The sequence below is a fragment of the Pseudoflavonifractor sp. An85 genome, assembly GCF_002161235.1.
Lineage (GTDB): Bacteria > Bacillota > Clostridia > Oscillospirales > Oscillospiraceae > Enterenecus.
In genome coordinates, this window is sequence record NZ_NFHE01000006.1 from 1 (window position 1) to 18,783 (window position 18,783).

An 18,783-nucleotide genomic window follows, 5' to 3' on the forward strand; every position below is an offset into this window, starting at 1 on the left:
GCCCGCCATGAGTCAGCAATGCAGTTGACCGACCCATTCGGGGCCCCTTGAGGGGCGTTGTCTGTATTATGCCCTTCTAGGGCTTACTCAAGCCCCCGGCTTAGCCGGGGGTCCTGACTACGAAAAGAGGCCCCCGGCTTAGCCGGGGGCCTCTTTTGGCTGTAATCAATTTTTTGGGGAAGCCGCTGCAACGTCGATAGTAAGGGAATAGCCCTGGAGAATGGATGTAGCATCCTCCAGAACTTGATGCTCAATGGTTACCTGATCGCCCACATTGAGGATCACGGCGCTTTGGTTATCTCGGGCCGAGAGGGAATAGAATACCTGTTCACCCTCCAGACGTACATAATAATAGGTGTTGCCGTCCAATACGGCGCTGCGAATTTCCGCCACCACGCCCTGAGCGGAGGTCTGAGGCAATTCCTCTTCCTCGGTCAGACCTTTATCTGTGAGCATACGGATGTATTCCTGCTCACACTGGGAGACAGTGTTGCCGGTGGCTACCAGCTGGTACTGGGCCACATTGACCATGGCGTAACTCTTGACCAGCAAGGTGTTGTCCTGCAGGGGAATGAAATAGGTGGGCTGCCCTGCCACGTTGATGAGCAGAGGGAAGGTTGCGGTGTAACCCAAGTCCTGCACCACGCCCTCAGCAGAGGCCTTAGCGGCGTTCTCCGTGGCGCCAGGGGCCACATAGAACGTAGTCTCCTTGGTGCGCTGATTGGAGAGTAGGAAGCCCAGATTGGACTGGTCAGAGTTGGCGGAGGTGACGCCGGTGTATACATACACGTCATCGTTGATGGCGATGTAGTTGTATCCTTCGGTGGTGACGGTCACATCTTTCTGGCCAAAGATGGAGTTGAGGAAGCCGTTGACCAGTGTACCGTAGTAGTTGTATTGCTCCATAATCAAGGCAGGGGTGTACAAGTTGTCTACCCAAGAGGGAACCTCATCATAATACTGGCACTCACCGGTGATGGCGTTGCACAGCACTGCGCCCTGAATATCGGTGCCACCAAACAGGCCGATGGTTTTGACCACACGGGGAGCAATCCACCAAGGCTGGCCGTTCTCGTCAATTTCAAAGCGGGGCGTGGAGAACATGAAGGTGGGATATTGGAATCGGAGATGGCGCATGATGTTTCGGTTGAGGGGCTCAGAGAAGGAATACTTCATGCCCTCATTCAGCCGCACCACCTGTGCCTCCTGGGTTACCATGTCCACCAGCACATAGGCAGGCAATCCCTCTCCGCGGTTGGTCAGCCACTTGAACAGGTCGGCATAGGCGATGGGAGCCACACGGACGGGGCGGCCCTGGTAGTTGATCTGTGTGGAGTCCCCACCGTATTCAAATTGACTGACCATGTCGCTGAGGGTGCCCATCTGACGGTCACCCAAATATTCCGCCGAGGTGCGATCCAGAGTTGGAATTTCATCAAAGGAGATCTGGCTGATATCCTGGGTGAATTCCCCGTTTTTCACAGTGAGAAGCTCCCGGTAATCTTGAGCACGGAAAATGGGTAGAGAAACGATCTGTCCCACCACACCCACCACAATAAGGGCCAGCATGAGAAGGCCTACGGGGAGGCATTGCTGTTTGATGAAGTGAAAGTAATGCTTCAACTTCTCCTTCCCGTCCATCACCACGTGGGTGTCCTGGAAACCAGAGGTGACTAGGGCACAGATCATGTAGACGAGACATAGGAGGAACACAAAGCCATAAAACTCCGTGGATTGGGGATTGATGGCGGGGAGAGTGATATAAAAATAGAGGAAACCTAGCACCGCCGTAATCAAAAGGTTGATGAGGATTTTGCCCAGTTTTCCCTTGGGCCACGGGATGGATTTTCCACTGTGTTTTTTCATAGACACAAGGCTCCTTTCGCTTTGGTGGGGTTGAGGTCAGTATACCCGTTTCTACTGGAAAAAGCAACGAGAATAGGAAGAAACCCCAGCAGCTGCACAGGCAACCGCTGGGGTCGATGGGCTATTTACAGCATGCGGAGAATGGCTTCCTTGGGCTGAACACCCACGGACTGGGCCACAGCCTCGCCGTTCTTCATCACCACCAGAGTGGGAATGCTCATCACGCCAAACTGGCGGGCCAGCTCAGGCTGCTCATCCACGTTCACCTTGCCCACCTTGATGTCGGTACGCTCAGCGGCGATCTGATCCACCACAGGGGAGAGCATACGGCAGGGGCCGCACCACTCAGCCCAGAAGTCCAGCAGGACGGGCTGGGAAGCTTGAAGTACTTCAGTATCAAAATTTTCCTTGGTAATGGTCATAGCATTCATAGGAACATCTCCTTTGTTCTTGTTGTTTGATAGTGTTATGATACACCGTCAGGAATCCTTCTTCTGTGACAAAATCACACAGAGGACTTCTCATAGTATTTCTCGCCCAGTAGAATTTTTTCCGGAGTGATGGGCAGCTCCCGGTGCCACACACCGGTGGCGTTGTATACCGCATGGGCAATGGCGGGGGAGGGGGTGTTGATGACGATCTCACCGATGGATTTGGCGCCAAATGGACCGGTGGGCTCATAGCTGGGCTCGAATTCCACGTGAATGCGTCCCACATCCTGACGGGTGGGGATCTTATATTGCATGAAGGAATTCTCGCGGATCGCGCCCCGCTCATCATAGGTGATGTCCTCATAGAGGGCCATGCCAATCCCCTGGGCAATGCCGCCCTCGGTCTGTACCCGGGCCAGATTGGGGTTGATGACGGTGCCACAGTCCACGGTGGCCTCGTAGTTGATAATCTCAATGGCTCCGGTGGCCTTGTCGATCTCCACTTCCACCATACCCACCATATAGGGAGGCGGGGAGACGGGAGAAGAAGTAGTAGAAGTGAACTGGGTCTCGAACTCGTTGTTGACCATGGAGGCAGTGGCCACATCGGCCAGGGACACTGTGCGCTGAGGATCGCTGACACAGCGCACTTCTTTGCCGTCAAACTCCGTATCCTCCACATCGCACTTCAAAAGAACGGCTCCGATTTTCTGAATGCTCTCCCGCAGCTTCTGGCAGGCTTCTTCCACCGCACGGCCGGTGAGGTAGGTGGTAGAAGAGGCATAGGAACCGGAGTCATAGGGGGAGGCGTCGGTGTCTGCGCCATAGACCACAATGTTGTCCACGTCACATTCCATAACCTCTGCGGCCATTTGGGCCAGGATGGTATCGCAGCCCGTGCCCATATCAGCAGCACCGATGGTCAGGGCATAGAAACCGTCGTCGTTGAGCTTGATGGTGGCGCCACCAATGTCCACGTGGGAGATGCTGGAGCCCTGCATGGCCATGGCCACACCCACACTGCGCACCTTGCCGTTGCCCATATCCCGACAGGGGTATTTTTCATCCCAGCCCATGCGCTGGGCGGTCTCTTTCAAGCAGCGGTCCAGAGCACAGGCGTTACAAGGCTCATAGTAGTAGGCGGGAAGCACCTGTCCCTCAGCCACCAGGTTCATCTCACGCAGCTTCACCGGGTCCATCTTCAGCTCAGAAGCCAATTCGTTGACGATGCTCTCTACGGCAAACAGACCCTGAGTGGCGCCGTAGCCACGGTAGGCACCGGCGGCCTGCACGTTGGTGTATACCACATCATAGGTGAAACGATAGGCTTCCTGATTGCGGTTATACAGGGGGATGGACTTATGGCCGGACAGGCCCACGGTGGTGGGGCCGTGCTCGCCGTAGGCACCGGTGTTGGACAGAGTATACATGTCAAAACCACGGATGCGCCCATCTTTCATGGCACCGATGCGCACGGTAATCTCCATCTCGTGGCGAGGGCTGCCTGCGGTCTGACTTTCCTGACGGCTGTATACCAGATAAGCGGGCTTGCCCGTCTTCCAGGTAACCAGGGCGGGGAAAATTTCGGTGACACAGCTCTGCTTGGCACCAAAGCCGCCGCCGATACGGGGCTTGGTCACCCGCACCTTGGATTTAGGGATGTCCAGGGCGTGGGCGATGATGCGCCGGGCGTGGAAGACAATCTGGGTGGAGCTGAGCACATTCAGTCGCCCATAGGTGTCCATATAGGTGTAGGTGCGGAAGGTCTCCATCATAGCCTGGCTGTTAGCCTTGGTGTGATAGGTGCGCTCCAGCACCACGTCACAGTCGGCCAGCACAGCCTCGATGTCTCCGTGGCCGGTCTCCTCATGGGCACACAGGTTGCGGTGATTGTCCGCGCCCACGGGGCAGTGGGCCACCCAGTTGTCCTCGGGGTGGACCAGCACCGGGTTATCCTTGGCGGTGCGGAAGTCCAGCACCGCGGGGAGTACCTGATAGGTGACTTTGATGAGTTTCAGGGCCCTATCTACGGCCTTCACATTTTCTCCGGCCACCACGGCCACAGCGTCCCCGTGGAAGCGCACATGGCGGTCCAGAAGCAGTCGGTCATAGGGGCTGGGCTCGGGATAGGTTTGACCAGCCATGGTAAACCGCTTCTGGGGAACATCCTTATAGGTGAAGATGGCCTCAATGCCGGGAACCTTCATGGCGATGGAGGTGTCGATGTTCTCGATCATGGCATTGGCGTGGGGGCTGTGGAGCACCTTTACCACCAAAGCCTTGGGGTCATACAGATCCCCGGTGTACACCGGCTTGCCGGTGAGCAGGGCCATAGCGTCCTTTTTGCGGACGGGTTGATTCACGTGACGCATGGTCTCAGGCTCCTCCTTTCTGAGCATCCTTGAAGGCCAGGTAGGACTGAATACCCCGCAGCTGGCCTTCATAGCCGGAGCAGCGGCACAAGTTGCCGCTGAGATAGGAGAGAATTTCCTCCTCCGTGGGGTGGGGATTCTCTCGGAACATGGCAATGGCGTTCATCATCAGACCGGGATTGCAAAAGCCGCACTGCTCCGCGCCCTGATCGGCAATGAATGCGCCAAAATCAGCGGCCTCGTCCTGAAGGCCTTCCAAGGTGGTGACCCGACGGCCTTCCACACGAGCAGCCAGCACCGAGCAGGACAGCACCGGCTTGTCGTCCACAAACACGGTACACAAACCGCAGTTAGAGCTCTCACAGCCTCTCTTAACGCTGGCGCACCCCAGGGAGCGCAGTACATCCAGCAGCAGGCTGTCGGCTTCCACCACAGTGGCAATCTTTTTGCCGTTGAGTTCAAACTTCAATTCCATGTTACTTTACCTCACTTGCTGCCATAGTGGCTCGCTGCACCAACACGCCGCAGATTTGGCGACGATACTGGGCACTGCCCCGCATATTAGAGCCAAAGTTCAGCTTCTGGCTGACATACTCTCCGAACTTCTGGGCGGACTCCTGGTTCACACCTTGGGACAGGATGCCCTCCTGATCCTGCACCAGAGCAGCCTTGTGGGGACGTGCACCCACTGCAGCCTGCCATACGCCATCCACACAGGAGACAGCACAGGTGAGAATGGGGAAGTCGGTGCGAGCGTGACGCATGGCCTGATAAGCCACAGGCTTGGGCTGCTTGTCCACCACCAGCTTGACCAGAATATCCCGGTCAGCGGGCATCTGGGCATACTCTTCCAAAGAGAGTTCACCGGCGTGATGGCACACCACTTTGGTATTCAGGGCCAAAAAGACGGTGAGCACATCGGAGAACCCATAGCGGCCAAAAATCGAGCCGCCAACGGTGGCGGTGTTGCGGAACTGCACGCCCACAATGTCCTTCACAGCATGAGCCACGGCGTGGTTGGTAAAGGTGTTGAGGGCAGGGTGCTGCTCCAACTGGCGCAGAGTGACCATGCAGCCGATCTCGAAAGCCTGGTCGGTCTCCACAATGGTGTCCAGACCCAGACCGGACAGGTCAATGGCAGTATCTACATTGCGGGTGGTCATTTTCATCCAGTGCATACCGCCCAGGATGAGATTGGTCTTTTTTTGGTTTAATTCATAGGCTTGTTCCAGGCTCTCCGCCCGGACATATTGTCTGATGGTCAACAAGGCACTTCCTCCAAACCTAGTATATTCGCATGTTTCGGCCAACGCACAACAATATATATTATATTGTAACCTAATTCGAATGGTATGTAAAGCAACAATAAGCACATCCCCAGGAAAGATCAGGGATGTGCCTGTAAATATTGTTGTATTTTGGATAATTTATCCGGGGTGTCTGCGTCCCACAGTTCTTGGGGACAGAAGGCCTCCACGTAGTGCACAGGAGTGTCTCCCGCGGTAGCCATACCGCCCCGCTCGCCATGCAGTTGCATCAGCGCGGGAAACAGGTTTGCGGGGAACAGGGTGGGGCTGGAAGGTTGTCCCTGGTAGGACAGGCGATGGACGTGTTCCGGCTGTGCCTGGAAGGAATGCACCAATCGCTGGATACTCTCAGAACTGCATAACGGCTGATCTCCCAGCACAAAAAGACATCCGTCCATCGGTTTGAGGGCCTGCAATCCTGTGCGAATGGACTGGCTCTGGGGCCCACCCTCATAGGCGCACACCTCCACGTCGAACTCTCGGCAGAGTTGAGCAACTTGAAAATCGCTGACCACGGCCACCATCTGGGAAAATAGAGCGGTGGGGATGGCCTTCACTGTGTGGGCTAGAAGTGGTACCCCGTTGAGAGGTGCCAGTAGTTTGTTGCCGCCAAACCGCGTGCTTTTTCCGGCAGCTAAGACGACACAACCGATTTGCATGAGGGCCCTCCTCCTGTCCACAGAGACTTCAGCGCAAGGTGCGCCGCAATCCCTTGGGGAAATGATTTTTTAAGACGCCATTGCTTCCCTTGACCCAGCCCAGAGAGAGGCCGTCCACTTTGAGGAGGGTCCAGCCGGTCTGAGGCCCAGAGATGGTATTACCGGAGAGATATGCGGCAATTTCCGGGCTGTCTACGGGATAGTCCACCTGGGAAGCGGCTTCTTTGAGCCAAAGAGCCAGGGCATGGGAAGGTTCAAAGCGATTTTTCAGCAGCTGGCCTAGCTCCAATCCCGCACGAAGCACCTTCAGACCCTTTAAGGAAGGCATTTCCTCTGGCACCAACCACAGATTTTTGCCAAAGGAAATCAACCGACCTTTAGGGAGTGAAATCCTGGTAGCAGAGCAAAATTCGGTGAATTCCTTGGGACAGGGAAAGCCTGCTTCCAGAGGCTGGTCTTGGGCCACCCCATCACCAGCACGTTCCAGCACCGCTGCGAAGTGCCCCTCTCCGTGGAGATGGTGGGGCCAAAGGCGGAAGGTATGTTCCAGACCGCAGTCAGGGGCATCCACCCAGTCGGGACGGCCAGGGGAGAACCAGGGGGCATCCACCTGCACCAGGGTGAAATCCGGGTGGCTTTGGAGGAACGCGGCAATGACTCCCTCATTTTCCTCCGGGGCAAAGGTACAGGTGGAGTACACCAAACGTCCGCCGGGACGGAGCATTTGGGCTGCAGAGTGGAGAATCTCGCCTTGGCGATGGGCGCACATCTGCACCGTCTCCATGCTCCAGTCGGTGGAGGCGGCCTCCTCTTTGCGGAACATTCCCTCGCCAGAGCAGGGAGCATCTACCAAAATACGGTCAAAGTATTCCTGAAACCGGTCAGCCAACTTGCGAGGATGTTCATTGAGCACCAGAGAGTTGGCCACCGCCATGCGCTCTAGGTTGCGGCTGAGAATCACGGCTCGTTTTGGCTCGATTTCGTTGGAGACCAACAAACCCTTTCCGTCCAGTTGTGCGGCAAGCTGAGAAGACTTTCCACCAGGGGCGGCGCACAGGTCCAGTACCCGCATACCGGGCTGTACATCCAAAAGCCCAGCAGGGGCCATGGCGCTGGCTTCCTGGAGATAGTAAAGTCCTGCTTCATGATAGGGGGAAAGCCCGGGCCGGGTATTGGGGTCGTAATAATACCCTTGCTCGGCCCAGGGTACCGGCGTCAGGGCCAAAGCATCCAAAGAAGGGGGCGTATGCGTTTTCAGCTTGTTGATGCGCAGGGCCACCCAGCGTGGGTGCTCCGCTGCGGCCAGAAATTGAGCCAACTCCTCCTGGCCTAATTGATCGTTCAATCGTTTGAGAAATCCTTCCGGAAACATAGTTCCCTCCTAAATTGTGGTAATGCTTTTACAGGAGCTCTCCGGTGTCCAGCCAATGGCGCAACACGTCTTCTACCCGATGGCAGGTAGTAGGGAACTGCTTGAGCAGTTCGGGATGGGCGGAATCCATCAGATAAGGATGGCCCACTGCGGAGAGCATGGCCACATCGTTCCAGTTATCTCCGAAGGCCAGAACGTTCTGCGGAGATACACCCAAAATGCGGCACAGTTCCACCACACCTTGTCCTTTATCAGCCATGGTGAAATCCAGCCAGTCGTGTCCAGCCACAGCCATGTGAAACACGTGGGACCAGTTGGGGCCCAAATGATCTTCGGCAGACTGAGTTCCTTGGGGACAGTGTGCGGATACCTTCAGGATGTCTTCCTGAACTTCTTCCAGGTTTTCGATGATTTTAACTTGGAATCCCTTGAAGTCTCGCATATGCTCCACGTATTCCTGGGGACACTGATGCCACAGATAGGCGTACTTGGCTCCCGTGATTAACAGTTCACACTGGGGGAGTGCAAGAATTTCCTCAGCCAAGGTCAGTGCCGTTTCCCGCTCCATGGGGATAGAGGCCCAAATGGGAGCGGTTTCTTCCTTACCGGGGCCAAATACCACGCCGCCATTTTCACACACAAAGGGCACTTCATCGGCCAGAGCAGGGAAGAGGGAACGCATAGAATGGTACTGTCGGCCAGATGTGGGGCAAAAGGGAATCCCGCGCTCCTTTAGCTGCTGAATCAAGGAAAATATATCATCGGACAAAATGGTTTCGCCATAGGGAAGGAGAGTTCCGTCAATATCGCTGACAATAAGTTGGATCATATTTGTCTTTCCTCCGTCTAATAAAGCTATAAACTCCGGTGATTATATCATATGTATCACAATTCTACAAGGGAGAACGGCAGGAGTCGAGCAGGGTGGACAAACCAGAGGGGGTGTGCTATAATATCATGAATCAATTCAGCAAATTTGCAAAAAGTTTCAAGGACTTTTGTTCGGAATCTGTGGAATTGACGGATAAATTTTCATGAAGAGAATGAAAAAGTAGGACCAAATGGGCGGTTTCGCCCAAATACATCGGAGGTACCCAATATGTCAGAGATGAACTACAATCGGCCATCACCTGAGCGCAGACCCAGGCGGAGGCACGACGCATCCCGGACTCAGGGCCACAGCACGGAGAGAACCACCCGCAGCAGCTCTGAACGGAATGCTCGTCCCAAAAAGCAGCAGTCCCAGGCCAGCACCATTGCGCTGCGAGTTGGGAAAGTGCTGGGGACGCTGTTGCTGATCGGGATTGTAACCGGGGCATTTATGGCTTGTTATGCTGCGGTGTATATCAAAAACGTGATTATTCCCGAGGCGACCTTGGACCTGTCTGCTTATACCCTGAATGAAAACTCCGTGATCAAGTATCAGGACAAAAACACAGGGGAACTGGTGGAACTACAAACTCTGGTCGGTGCGGAAAACCGCCAGTGGGTGGACTATGAAGATATTCCCCAGGACTTGATCAACGCCGTGGTCGTGGTCGAGGACAAGCGTTTCTACGAACACAACGGTGTGGACTGGTACCGCACAGCGGGAGCTTTCGTCAACATGTTCATCGGTATGCGCAATACCTTTGGTGGCTCCACCCTGACCCAGCAGTTGGTGAAGAACATCACCGAGTACGATGATGTCACGGTCAAACGTAAGATTCTGGAGATTTTCACCGCTTTGGAATTGGAGAAGAACTACTCCAAGGAGGATATACTCACCTGGTATCTCAACGAGATCTACTTGGGCCAGGGTTGTTACGGTGTCCAGTCTGCCGCCCAGATGTATTTTGGCAAAGATGTCTCGGAACTCTCTTTGGCTGAGTGTGCCAGCTTGGCCGGCATCACCAACAACCCCTCTCTGTACAGTCCCTATTCCACCTTGGAGGTCACTCGTTATCAGTGCACCAACTGTAAGGCCTACTCTCTGACCAAGGATGATGTGTGCTCGGAGTGTGGAGCCAAGAACAGCTTTGACGATGGTACCGTGTGGACCGCCCGAGATTACAACAAGGCTCGTCAAGAGATGATTCTGAACTTGATGGCAGATCCGGAGGAGAGCGGTGATCGCGTGATCCCCAAGGAGACTGCCGAACAGGCCAAGGCAGAGAAGTTGGTGTTCCGCACGGACTGGGATGAGGAGACCCAGGCGGAGCATAACAACGCCGACACCAGCACCAAGACGGTCTACTCCTGGTACGTGGAGGCAGTCATTGATGAGGTAACCAAGGACCTTATGGAGCAGACTGGCCTGTCCTCGGAGGTTGTGACCAAGATGGTGTACAGCGGCGGCCTGGAGATTATTGTCCCTTATGATCCGGATGTCCAGGCTGCAGTGGATGCAGTATATAATGATGCCAGCAACCTGAACTATGTCTCCAAGAGTGGACAGCAAATGAAGTCGGCCATTACCGTGGTGGACAACGAATCTGGAATGGTGGTGGCATTGGCCGGTGATGTGGGCGAGAAGACCATCAACCGCGGCTGGAACTATGCCACCGACACGGTTCGACAGCCCGGATCGTCCATCAAGCCGTTGTCGGTGTATGCGCCAGCTATTGAGGAAGGCTTGATTACCCCTGCCACCGTCACCGATGACGTGCCCCGCTGGATGGGCTTCTACTGGTTGCACAACTACCCGGATCGCTACCGCGGTCTGACTACGGTGTTGGAAGGTGTCACAAGCTCTATCAACACCATCTCGGCCAACGTGCTGGAGATGTTGGGATTCCAGAAGTCTTTTGACTATATGGCCAACAAGTTCGGTATCTCCACCATGGTGGAAGAGCGCGTGGAGGAAAATGGCGATGTCAAGTCCGACTTGGGATACAGCCAGTTGGCTGTGGGTGGTTTGACCGACGGTGTCTCCACCTTTGAGATGGCGGCAGCTTACGCCACCTTCCCCCGCAATGGTGCCTTTACCGAAGCGACGATCTATCTGTCGGTGAAGGACAACAACGGAGATGTTCTCATTGACAACACTCCCAGTACCGAGTATATCCTCAGCCAGCGCACCACTTTCTATATCAACCAGATGCTTACCAACGTCGTTAGCTACGGTACCGGTACTGCGGCTCGTATTTCTGGCCAAACTGTGGCAGGTAAGACGGGTACCACCGATAACGCTTATGACCAGTGGTTTGTGGGTTACACCTCTTACTACACCGCAGCTGTGTGGATCGGCTACCCCTATGGTGAGTCTGTGGGCGACATGTGGCCCAGCCCCTCTACAATTTTGTGGCAGAAGGTCATGAGCCGCGTCCATGAAAATCTGCCCCAGAAGTCTTTCTCTCAACCCAGCGGTGTGACTACTGTGAGCATCTGTAAAGACTGTGGCAAACTGGCCACAGACAACTGCACCATGGATATTCGAGGAAATCGCACGGTGAGTATGCGCTTGCTCAGCAGTGACGTACCCAGTGGGTACTGCACCTGCCATGTGTTGGTGAGCATTTGCACGGAATGTCCCATTCTCAATGCCAACGGCAAGGAGACAAAGGCTTACCACATTGCTGGTCCCTACTGCCCGAAGGAGTCGGTGAAGCAGGTGGCTATGGTGGACTACGCCCGAGAGGCCATTGAGTCTGGGGATACCATCGAGGACTACTATGCACTGCTTTCCATCTACAACGGTTTGGAAAATGAAGGAGCATGTACCTTGCATACAGAAGCTACCACTGAGCCGGAGCCGGAACCCTCTGAACCTGTAACATCGCCGGAGCCGGATGTCTCACCAGAACCCTCTGAACCTGTAACATCTCCGGATCCACAGCCCAGCGCATCGCAAAGCGTGGACGGATAGAACACGGCGAGAAGAGAAAATGCTCCCTGGTTTCTCAGGGAGCATTTTCTCATACCTATGGCTAGATAGATACAAAAAGACTAGATGTAAGCTGGAATTTTGTATAACTTGATAAAGAAAGGAAATTGCCATCTGTCCATCTCTGTGATACAATGGACCACAACAGAAAGACATCAGCGATGTGCTTTGCAAAAGGGAGGATCGAAGATATGTCGCAAAGACCCAGGTACTTTATTGTAGAGGCGTCAGCGTTGCCGGAAATATATTTGAAGGTAGCGGATGCCAAACGGATGCTGGAGACGGGAGAGGCACAGACGGTCAATGCTGCCACCCAGCGTGTGGGGATTAGCCGCAGTGCATTTTATAAATACAAAGACGCTGTGCGTCCCTTTCGGGATATGCTCCATGGCCGCATCGTGACCATTCAGATCTTATTGTGCAATCGTCCGGGCGCACTGTCCGGTGTGCTGAATATGTTTGCCGATTGGGGTGGAAATGTGTTGACCATCAACCAGGCCATTCCCGGCGGCGAGGCTGCTGCTGTGACCCTGGGCTTGGAGACATCTGGGTTGAGCATGGAACTGGAGGATTTGTTGGCCACACTGCGGGAACTGCCTGAGGTACTGCGTTGTGAAGTGTTGGCTGGATAAGAGGAAGGTATGAGGTGACAAGCATGGTAAAAGTAGCAATTTTGGGTTACGGAACCGTGGGATCTGGGGTTGCCCAGGTTCTTTTTGAGAATAAAGGTTCCATTGCTGCCAGCGTGGGGCAGGAGGTGGAGGTCAAATACATTCTGGATGTGCGTGATTTCGACCACTCTCCCTATGGAGGCAGTTTTGTTAAGGACTTCTCGGTCATTGAGGAAGATCCTGAAGTATCTATTGTGGTGGAGACTATCGGCGGGGCTACGGTTGCCCTGAACTTTACCCAGCGTGCTTTGCAGGCAGGAAAGAATGTCGTAACCTCCAACAAAGAGTTGGTGGCCTGCCATGGCTTGGAATTGACTCGCTTGGCCAAGGAGAAGGGTGTGTGCTACCTTTTTGAGGCCAGCGTAGGCGGAGGTATCCCCATCATTCGCCCCCTGACGGTGTGTTTGGCCGCTAACCAGGTGGAGGAAGTGTGCGGCATTCTCAACGGCACCACCAACTACATCCTCACCCGGATGATTCAGGCAGGACTGCCCTTTGAAACTGCACTGAAAGAAGCCCAGGAGAATGGCTATGCTGAACGGGACCCGTCGGCGGACATTTTGGGCTATGATGCCTGCCGCAAGATCTGCATTTTGGCAGACCTGGCTTTTGGAAAAAATGTGGACCCTCAGCTGGTGCCTACCGAGGGAATTACCGGTATCTCCCTGGCTGATGTGGACTATGCGGACGCAGCGGGCAAGAAAATCAAGCTTTTGGGGCGCGCTGTACGCCAGGCAGATGGACGGGTGTGCGCCTATGTGGCCCCTCATCTGGTGGATGGCACCCATCCCATTGCTGCGGTGGAGGATGTATTCAATGCGGTGTTCGTCAAGGGGAATGCCGTGGGTGATGTCATGTTCTATGGCCGTGGTGCCGGTAAGCTGCCCACCGCCTCTGCTGTAGTGGCGGATGTGATGGATATCGCCCGCTGCGGTGGTTACCGGAGCCCCATTACCTGGGAAGAGGGTAACGCTGCCTTAGTCTGCGGCACTCAGGAGCTGGAAAGTCGCTTCTACGTGCGGGTACAGAGCACTGCAGACACCCTGCGGCATCAGGTGGGTGAGATCAAGCTTTTGGCCCGTAGCGGAGCCACACCCAGTGAGGCAGCAGGTATTACGGAGTTGGCCATGACGGAAGCGCAACTGCGAGAAAAGCTCAACGGGATGACGGTACTGTCCCTGATTCGAGTGCTCAACTGACTGGAGCCACTGACATAGAATGGGGCAGAACTACGGCCCGAAAGGATGGAAAGAGCAATGGCATTGATCGTACAAAAATTTGGCGGCTCATCTGTGGCCAATGCAGAGCGGGTACGCAATGTGGCCCGTATCATCACAGATACCTATCAGAAAGGCAACAGCGTTGTGGTTGTCCTGTCTGCGCAGGGGGATACCACGGATGATCTGATTGAAAAAGCACAGGAGTTAAATCCCAATCCCTCGCGAAGAGAGATGGATATGCTCTTGTCTACCGGAGAACAGATCTCTTGTGCACTGTGTGCTATGGCCATTGAAAAGTTGGGATATCCGGTGGTGTCCCTCACAGGATGGCAAGCAGGGTTTCACACCAATTCTGGATATACCAATGCCCGCATCAAACGAGTCAAGCCCGACCGCATCATGGAGGAGCTGGATAAGCGACGCATCGTCATCGTCACAGGATTCCAGGGCCTGAACAAGTACGGGGATATTACCACCTTGGGCCGAGGTGGCTCAGATACTTCTGCGGTGGCTTTGGCAGCGGTGCTCCACGCCGATCTCTGCCAGATCTATACCGATGTGGATGGTGTCTACACGGCCGATCCCCGCCTGGTGCCCAGCGCTCGAAAGCTGGATGAGATTACGTACGAAGAGATGTTGGAATTGGCCACACTGGGCGCCCAAGTGCTCCACAACCGCTCGGTGGAAATGGCAAAGCGATACGATGTGAAGTTGGAGGTGCTCTCCAGCTTCTCGGGAACACCTGGTACAAAAGTCAAGGAGGTAGTCAAGCGCATGGAAAAGTCTCATATTAGCGGTGTCGCCAAGGACAAAAATATTGCCCGACTGGCCCTGGTGGGCTTGGAGGACACTCCGGGTATCGCCTTTAAGATTTTCTCTCTGCTGGCCCGGAACAACGTGAACGTGGATATCATCCTTCAGTCTATTGGCCGCAGTGAGACCAAGGATATCAGCTTTACCGTGGCCAAGAGCGACATGGACTTGGCCCAGAAGCTGCTGGAAGAGAACCGGGAAGTGATTGCCTTCGATCACATCGACGTATCGGACAACATTGCCAAGGTGTCCATTGTGGGTGCTGGTATGATCAACAATCCCGGCGTGGCTGCTGCCATGTTTGAAGCGTTGTTCAATGCGGGCATTAACATCAATATGATCTCCACCAGTGAGATCAAAGTATCCGTTCTGGTGGACAGCTGCGATGCCGATCGTGCAGTACAGGTGGTGCATGACCGGTTCTACGATGAATTCAACGGCGCACGATAAATACGTACAGGGGCTGCCCATTCTGGGTGGCCTCTGTTTGCATATTCCATAGAAAACAGGGGAAGTGGTTGCAAAAATGCGGGTGGAATGATACAATCAATCTGTATTGTCTTGCGAACTCATCCAAAGTTCCAAGCGCGATCAGACCTGGAGATAATGGGGTGCATGGATTGTATTTGAAAGCACTGGAGATCCAGGGGTTCAAGTCCTTCCCGGAAAAGACGGTGCTGACCTTTGGCGCCGACATCACGGTGATTGTGGGCCCAAACGGATCGGGAAAATCCAATATTGCCGATGCCATTCGTTGGGTCATGGGGGAACAGTCTACGCGTACCCTCCGGGGCAACAAAATGGAGGACGTCATTTTTGACGGCACGGCCAAGCGCAAGAGTTTGGGTTTTGCGGAAGTGACCTTGGTCTTGGATAACAGTCAGCACCTCTTGGCTTTGGAGGAACAGGAGGTGGCGGTGACCCGACGGTATTATCGCTCCGGAGAAAGTGAATATTTCATCAACCGTCGCTCTTGCCGCCTACGAGATATCAACGAGCTGTTTATGGACACGGGCCTGGGGCGTGAGGGCTATTCCATCATTGGCCAGGGTAAAATTGATGAGATACTGTCAGTAAAAAGTTCGGACCGACGGGAAGTATTTGAGGAAGCAGCTGGTATCTCCAAATTCCGCCACCGGAAGGAAGAGGCGGAGCGGAAGCTGGAGCGCACCCAGGAAAATCTGATCCGCATCAATGACAAAATTGACGAGTTGAAGTTGCAGGTGGAACCTCTTCGCATCCAGGCAGAAAAGACCCAAAAATACCTGGTGATGCGGGATGAACTGCGGGGCTTGGAGATTTCCGTATGGTTGGATCAGCTGGAGCAGCTGAGGGCCAACAGTATTCAGCTCAATACGGCGCTGGACACAGCTAGGGCACACCGAGAACAGCTGCGGCAAGAGTTGGAGAATCTATACCAAACAGCCGAAGACTATGCTCAGCAAATGCAGGACTATGAGGTACAGGCGGAGGAAATCCGCCGACGTCAGAGCCAGTTGGAACAGCAGTTGCATCAGGGACAGAGCCAGTTGGAATTGCTGCGCCGGGATCAACAAAACAACACCGACAACATTTGCCGTATTCAGGATGAATTGGAGCAACAGGCTGGACGGGCAGGGTCTCTAGCCCAGCAGGTGGCCCAGCGCCGGGAGCGTCTGGCGGAATTGGAAGGGGAACTGGCTCGACTCCAAGCTGAGTTGGATCGGTTGGATGCCCACAGCCAAGAGCTGCTCCACTGCGCAGGCAGCTTGAAGGAGGAGCTGGCCCAGCTACAAGAACAGGAGCGACTGGAGCAAGCCACAGCCAGTGAGACCAAGGCCCTTTTATCTGCCCTATCTGCGGCCGGACAAGAGTTGATGGATCGGGAAGAGAGTGTTGTCCGAGAGTTGATGGAGCAGGAAAGCCAAAAGCAGAAGCAGGAGGTCGAACTGAACCAATGCAATGCAAAATTGGAGCGACTGACAGCAGAGCGTGATAGTATATCCAATACATTGGCAGGCTATCAGGTCCGGGTTCAGACCAGGCAGCGGAAAGCACAGCAGGTCCAAGAGACCTGCCGTCGCCTGGAGATGGAGCAAAATAACCTACAATCCCGCATTCAGATGCTCTCTGAAATGGAAAAGCTATATGAGGGATATTCCAAGTCGGTAAAGCTGCTGATGGGAGAGGCCAAGCGGGGGGGGATTTCCGGTGTGCGCGGCCCTGTGGCGGGGCTCATTCATGTGCCGGATGCTTACACTGTAGCCATTGAAATCGCCTTGGGCGGAGCCATGCAGCATGTGGTGATGGAGCGCGACCAGGATGCCAAACAGGCCATCGGCTGGCTCAAACGCCGGGATGGAGGACGGGCCACGTTTTTGCCCATGAATACCATCCGCCCGTCTACTCTGCGAGAATCCGGCTTGGAGACCCAGAGAGGCTATGTGGGTCTGGCCCATGAGCTGATTGAATATCACTCGGATTATCAAAATGTGATGGCCAACCTCCTGGGACGGGTGGTCATTACCCAGAATTTGGACTGTGCCATGGCCATTGCCCGCCAGTACGGCCATCGGTTCCGCATTGTAACTTTGGACGGTCAAGTGCTCAACGCTGGCGGTTCCATGACCGGTGGTTCGATCTCTCGCTCTGCGGGCATCCTATCCCGTGCTAATGAGTTGGTGCGTCTGCGAGGACAGATGAGCGAGTTGGAAGCGAAGGCCGGGGAGGCCAAGGCGCAACTGGTACAGGCCCAACGGGAATGGACAGCCGCTCAATATGAGTTGGATGCCGCCGCCAATCAGTTGCGACAGGCTGAGGATGGGGTACTGACCCAGACCCAACAGGTGGAACATTGTACCCAGCAAGTGGAGCAGATCCAGAAGCGTTGCCAGGTGCTGCGTCAGGAACGAGCCAGCTTGCAGCAGCGCAGCAGAGAGAATGCAGAGTCCATCCAAAAGGCCCAGACCCGCATTGTGGAGTTGGAAGGGTCGGCGGCAGTGCTCCAGGCTCAATCACAGGATAAAACACATGGACAGAGCCAGTTGCAGCAGCAACTGGAGGCGTGTAGTCAGGAGAAAGCCACCATCCGGGCGCAATGGGCCGGACTGGAAGGCGAACAGGCTGCGATGCAGGTGAATTTGAACCAGTTGGAACAGCTACAACGGGATCTCTCTGGAGATACCGCAGGGCGCCAAGCTCGAATTGCACAGCTGGAAGAGGAAAATCAAGCTCTCCAGCGGCAGATGGTGGAGCAAGAGCGCTTGGTCCAAGGGTACTTGCTGAAAAAGCAGCAGGGAGAAGGGGAACTTTCCGCCATGCAGAGCGAGAAGCTGGAACTGGAAGGGAAGCGCAACCAAGCAGACCGGCTGGCCCGGGAGAAGAACAACCATATGCTTTCCATGGAACGCGAAGTGTCTGTGCTGGAGCAAAAGGCTATGACTGCGGCCATGGAGGAAAGCCAGATTTTGGACAAGCTGTGGGAAAGCTATCAGCTCTCCCACGAAGCGGCGCGGGCTCAACGGGTAACTCTGGAATCTGTGCCCCGAGCACAAAAGCGGATTGGCGAGCTCAAACGCGGCATTTCTGCCCTGGGCAACATCAATCCCGATGCCGTGGAGGAGTACCGGCGCATTTATGAGCGGTACAGCTATTTTACCGATCAGAGGGATGACGTGACCGCCTCCAAAAAGGAGTTGGAGGAGATCATCCGGCAAATCACCCAGGAAATGAAGGAAATCTTCCAGGAGAAGTTCCTGCAAATCCAGGAGGCGTTCCAGGAGACATTCCTGGAGCTGTTCCGCGGCGGCAAGGCGACCTTGGAGCTGGAGGACCCGGAGGATATCCTGGGTTGCGGCATCGAGATCAAGGCACAGCCGCCAGGGAAAGCGCTGAAGATTATCAGCCTGCTATCAGGCGGAGAAAAGGCCTTTGTGGCCATTGCCTTGTATTTTGCCATTCTAAAGGTTCGGCCTACTCCGTTTTGTGTGATGGATGAGATTGAAGCGGCGCTGGATGACAACAACGTGGTGCGCTATGCCCAGTATCTGCGGCGCATGAGTGATCGCACCCAGTTCATTGCCATCACCCATCGCCGAGGCACCATGGAAGAGGCAGACGTACTATACGGCGTGACCATGCAAGAGCAGGGGATCAGCCGCATTCTTACCATCAACCTCAATGAGATGGAGGAACAGCTGCAGTTGCAGGATTGAGAAAATATAGAGGT

The 18,783-nt window shown here is 54.8% G+C and carries 13 protein-coding genes; 5 read left to right on the forward strand and 8 right to left on the reverse strand.

Going from position 1 to position 18,783, the window contains the following annotated elements; translation table 11 throughout:
• Positions 1-165: 165 nt before the first annotated feature.
• The 8 genes from B5G37_RS04360 to B5G37_RS04395 form a co-directional block, all read right to left on the reverse strand.
• Positions 166-1,866, reverse strand: a complete 1,701-nt coding sequence (locus tag B5G37_RS04360) for a hypothetical protein (RefSeq protein WP_087254468.1) — start codon at positions 1,864-1,866, stop codon at positions 166-168.
• Between the two features lie 125 nt (positions 1,867-1,991).
• On the reverse strand, positions 1,992-2,297 hold the full coding sequence (gene trxA, locus B5G37_RS04365) for a thioredoxin (protein WP_087254471.1): 306 nt from the start codon (positions 2,295-2,297) through the stop codon (positions 1,992-1,994).
• Positions 2,298-2,371: 74 nt separating this feature from the next.
• Positions 2,372-4,669 (reverse strand): molybdopterin cofactor-binding domain-containing protein, encoded by a 2,298-nt coding sequence (locus tag B5G37_RS04370; protein WP_087254474.1) that lies wholly within the window; start codon positions 4,667-4,669, stop codon positions 2,372-2,374.
• A 4-nt stretch (positions 4,670-4,673) separates the two neighbouring features.
• Positions 4,674-5,144, reverse strand: coding sequence for a 2Fe-2S iron-sulfur cluster-binding protein (locus B5G37_RS04375; protein ID WP_087254477.1), 471 nt, complete (start codon positions 5,142-5,144; stop codon positions 4,674-4,676).
• 1 nt (position 5,145) lies between these two features.
• A complete protein-coding gene (locus B5G37_RS04380; protein WP_087254479.1) occupies positions 5,146-5,937 on the reverse strand; it encodes an FAD binding domain-containing protein in 792 nt (263 codons plus the stop codon).
• Positions 5,938-6,056: 119 nt separating this feature from the next.
• The gene (locus B5G37_RS04385) at positions 6,057-6,635 is read right to left on the reverse strand and encodes a nucleotidyltransferase family protein (RefSeq protein ID WP_087254482.1); all 579 of its coding nucleotides are present in this window, start codon (positions 6,633-6,635) and stop codon (positions 6,057-6,059) included.
• A gap of 28 nt (positions 6,636-6,663) precedes the next feature.
• Positions 6,664-8,007, reverse strand: a complete 1,344-nt coding sequence (locus B5G37_RS04390) for an RsmF rRNA methyltransferase first C-terminal domain-containing protein (RefSeq protein ID WP_087254485.1) — start codon at positions 8,005-8,007, stop codon at positions 6,664-6,666.
• Positions 8,008-8,035: 28 nt separating this feature from the next.
• Positions 8,036-8,836 carry an HAD family hydrolase gene (locus tag B5G37_RS04395; protein ID WP_087254487.1) on the reverse strand — a complete coding sequence of 267 codons (801 nt, stop codon included), beginning with the start codon at positions 8,834-8,836 and terminating at the stop codon, positions 8,036-8,038.
• Positions 8,837-9,106: 270 nt separating this feature from the next.
• Between B5G37_RS04395 and B5G37_RS15165 the strand changes: the two genes are divergently transcribed.
• The 5 genes from B5G37_RS15165 (at position 9,107) to smc (ending at position 18,769) form a co-directional block, all read left to right on the forward strand.
• Complete coding sequence (locus B5G37_RS15165) at positions 9,107-11,854, forward strand: transglycosylase domain-containing protein (protein ID WP_087254490.1); 2,748 nt, start codon at positions 9,107-9,109, stop codon at positions 11,852-11,854.
• Between the two features lie 209 nt (positions 11,855-12,063).
• Positions 12,064-12,504: an ACT domain-containing protein gene (locus B5G37_RS04405; protein ID WP_087254493.1), complete on the forward strand. Its 441-nt coding sequence runs from the start codon at positions 12,064-12,066 to the stop codon at positions 12,502-12,504.
• A 23-nt stretch (positions 12,505-12,527) separates the two neighbouring features.
• Entirely contained in the window at positions 12,528-13,742 is a 1,215-nt protein-coding gene (locus B5G37_RS04410; protein ID WP_087254496.1) for a homoserine dehydrogenase, read from the forward strand.
• 57 nt (positions 13,743-13,799) lie between these two features.
• Complete coding sequence (locus B5G37_RS04415; RefSeq protein ID WP_087254500.1) at positions 13,800-15,026, forward strand: aspartate kinase; 1,227 nt, start codon at positions 13,800-13,802, stop codon at positions 15,024-15,026.
• Between the two features lie 161 nt (positions 15,027-15,187).
• Positions 15,188-18,769, forward strand: a complete 3,582-nt coding sequence (smc, locus tag B5G37_RS04420; protein WP_087254503.1) for a chromosome segregation protein SMC — start codon at positions 15,188-15,190, stop codon at positions 18,767-18,769.
• The last annotated feature ends 14 nt before the right edge of the window (positions 18,770-18,783 follow it).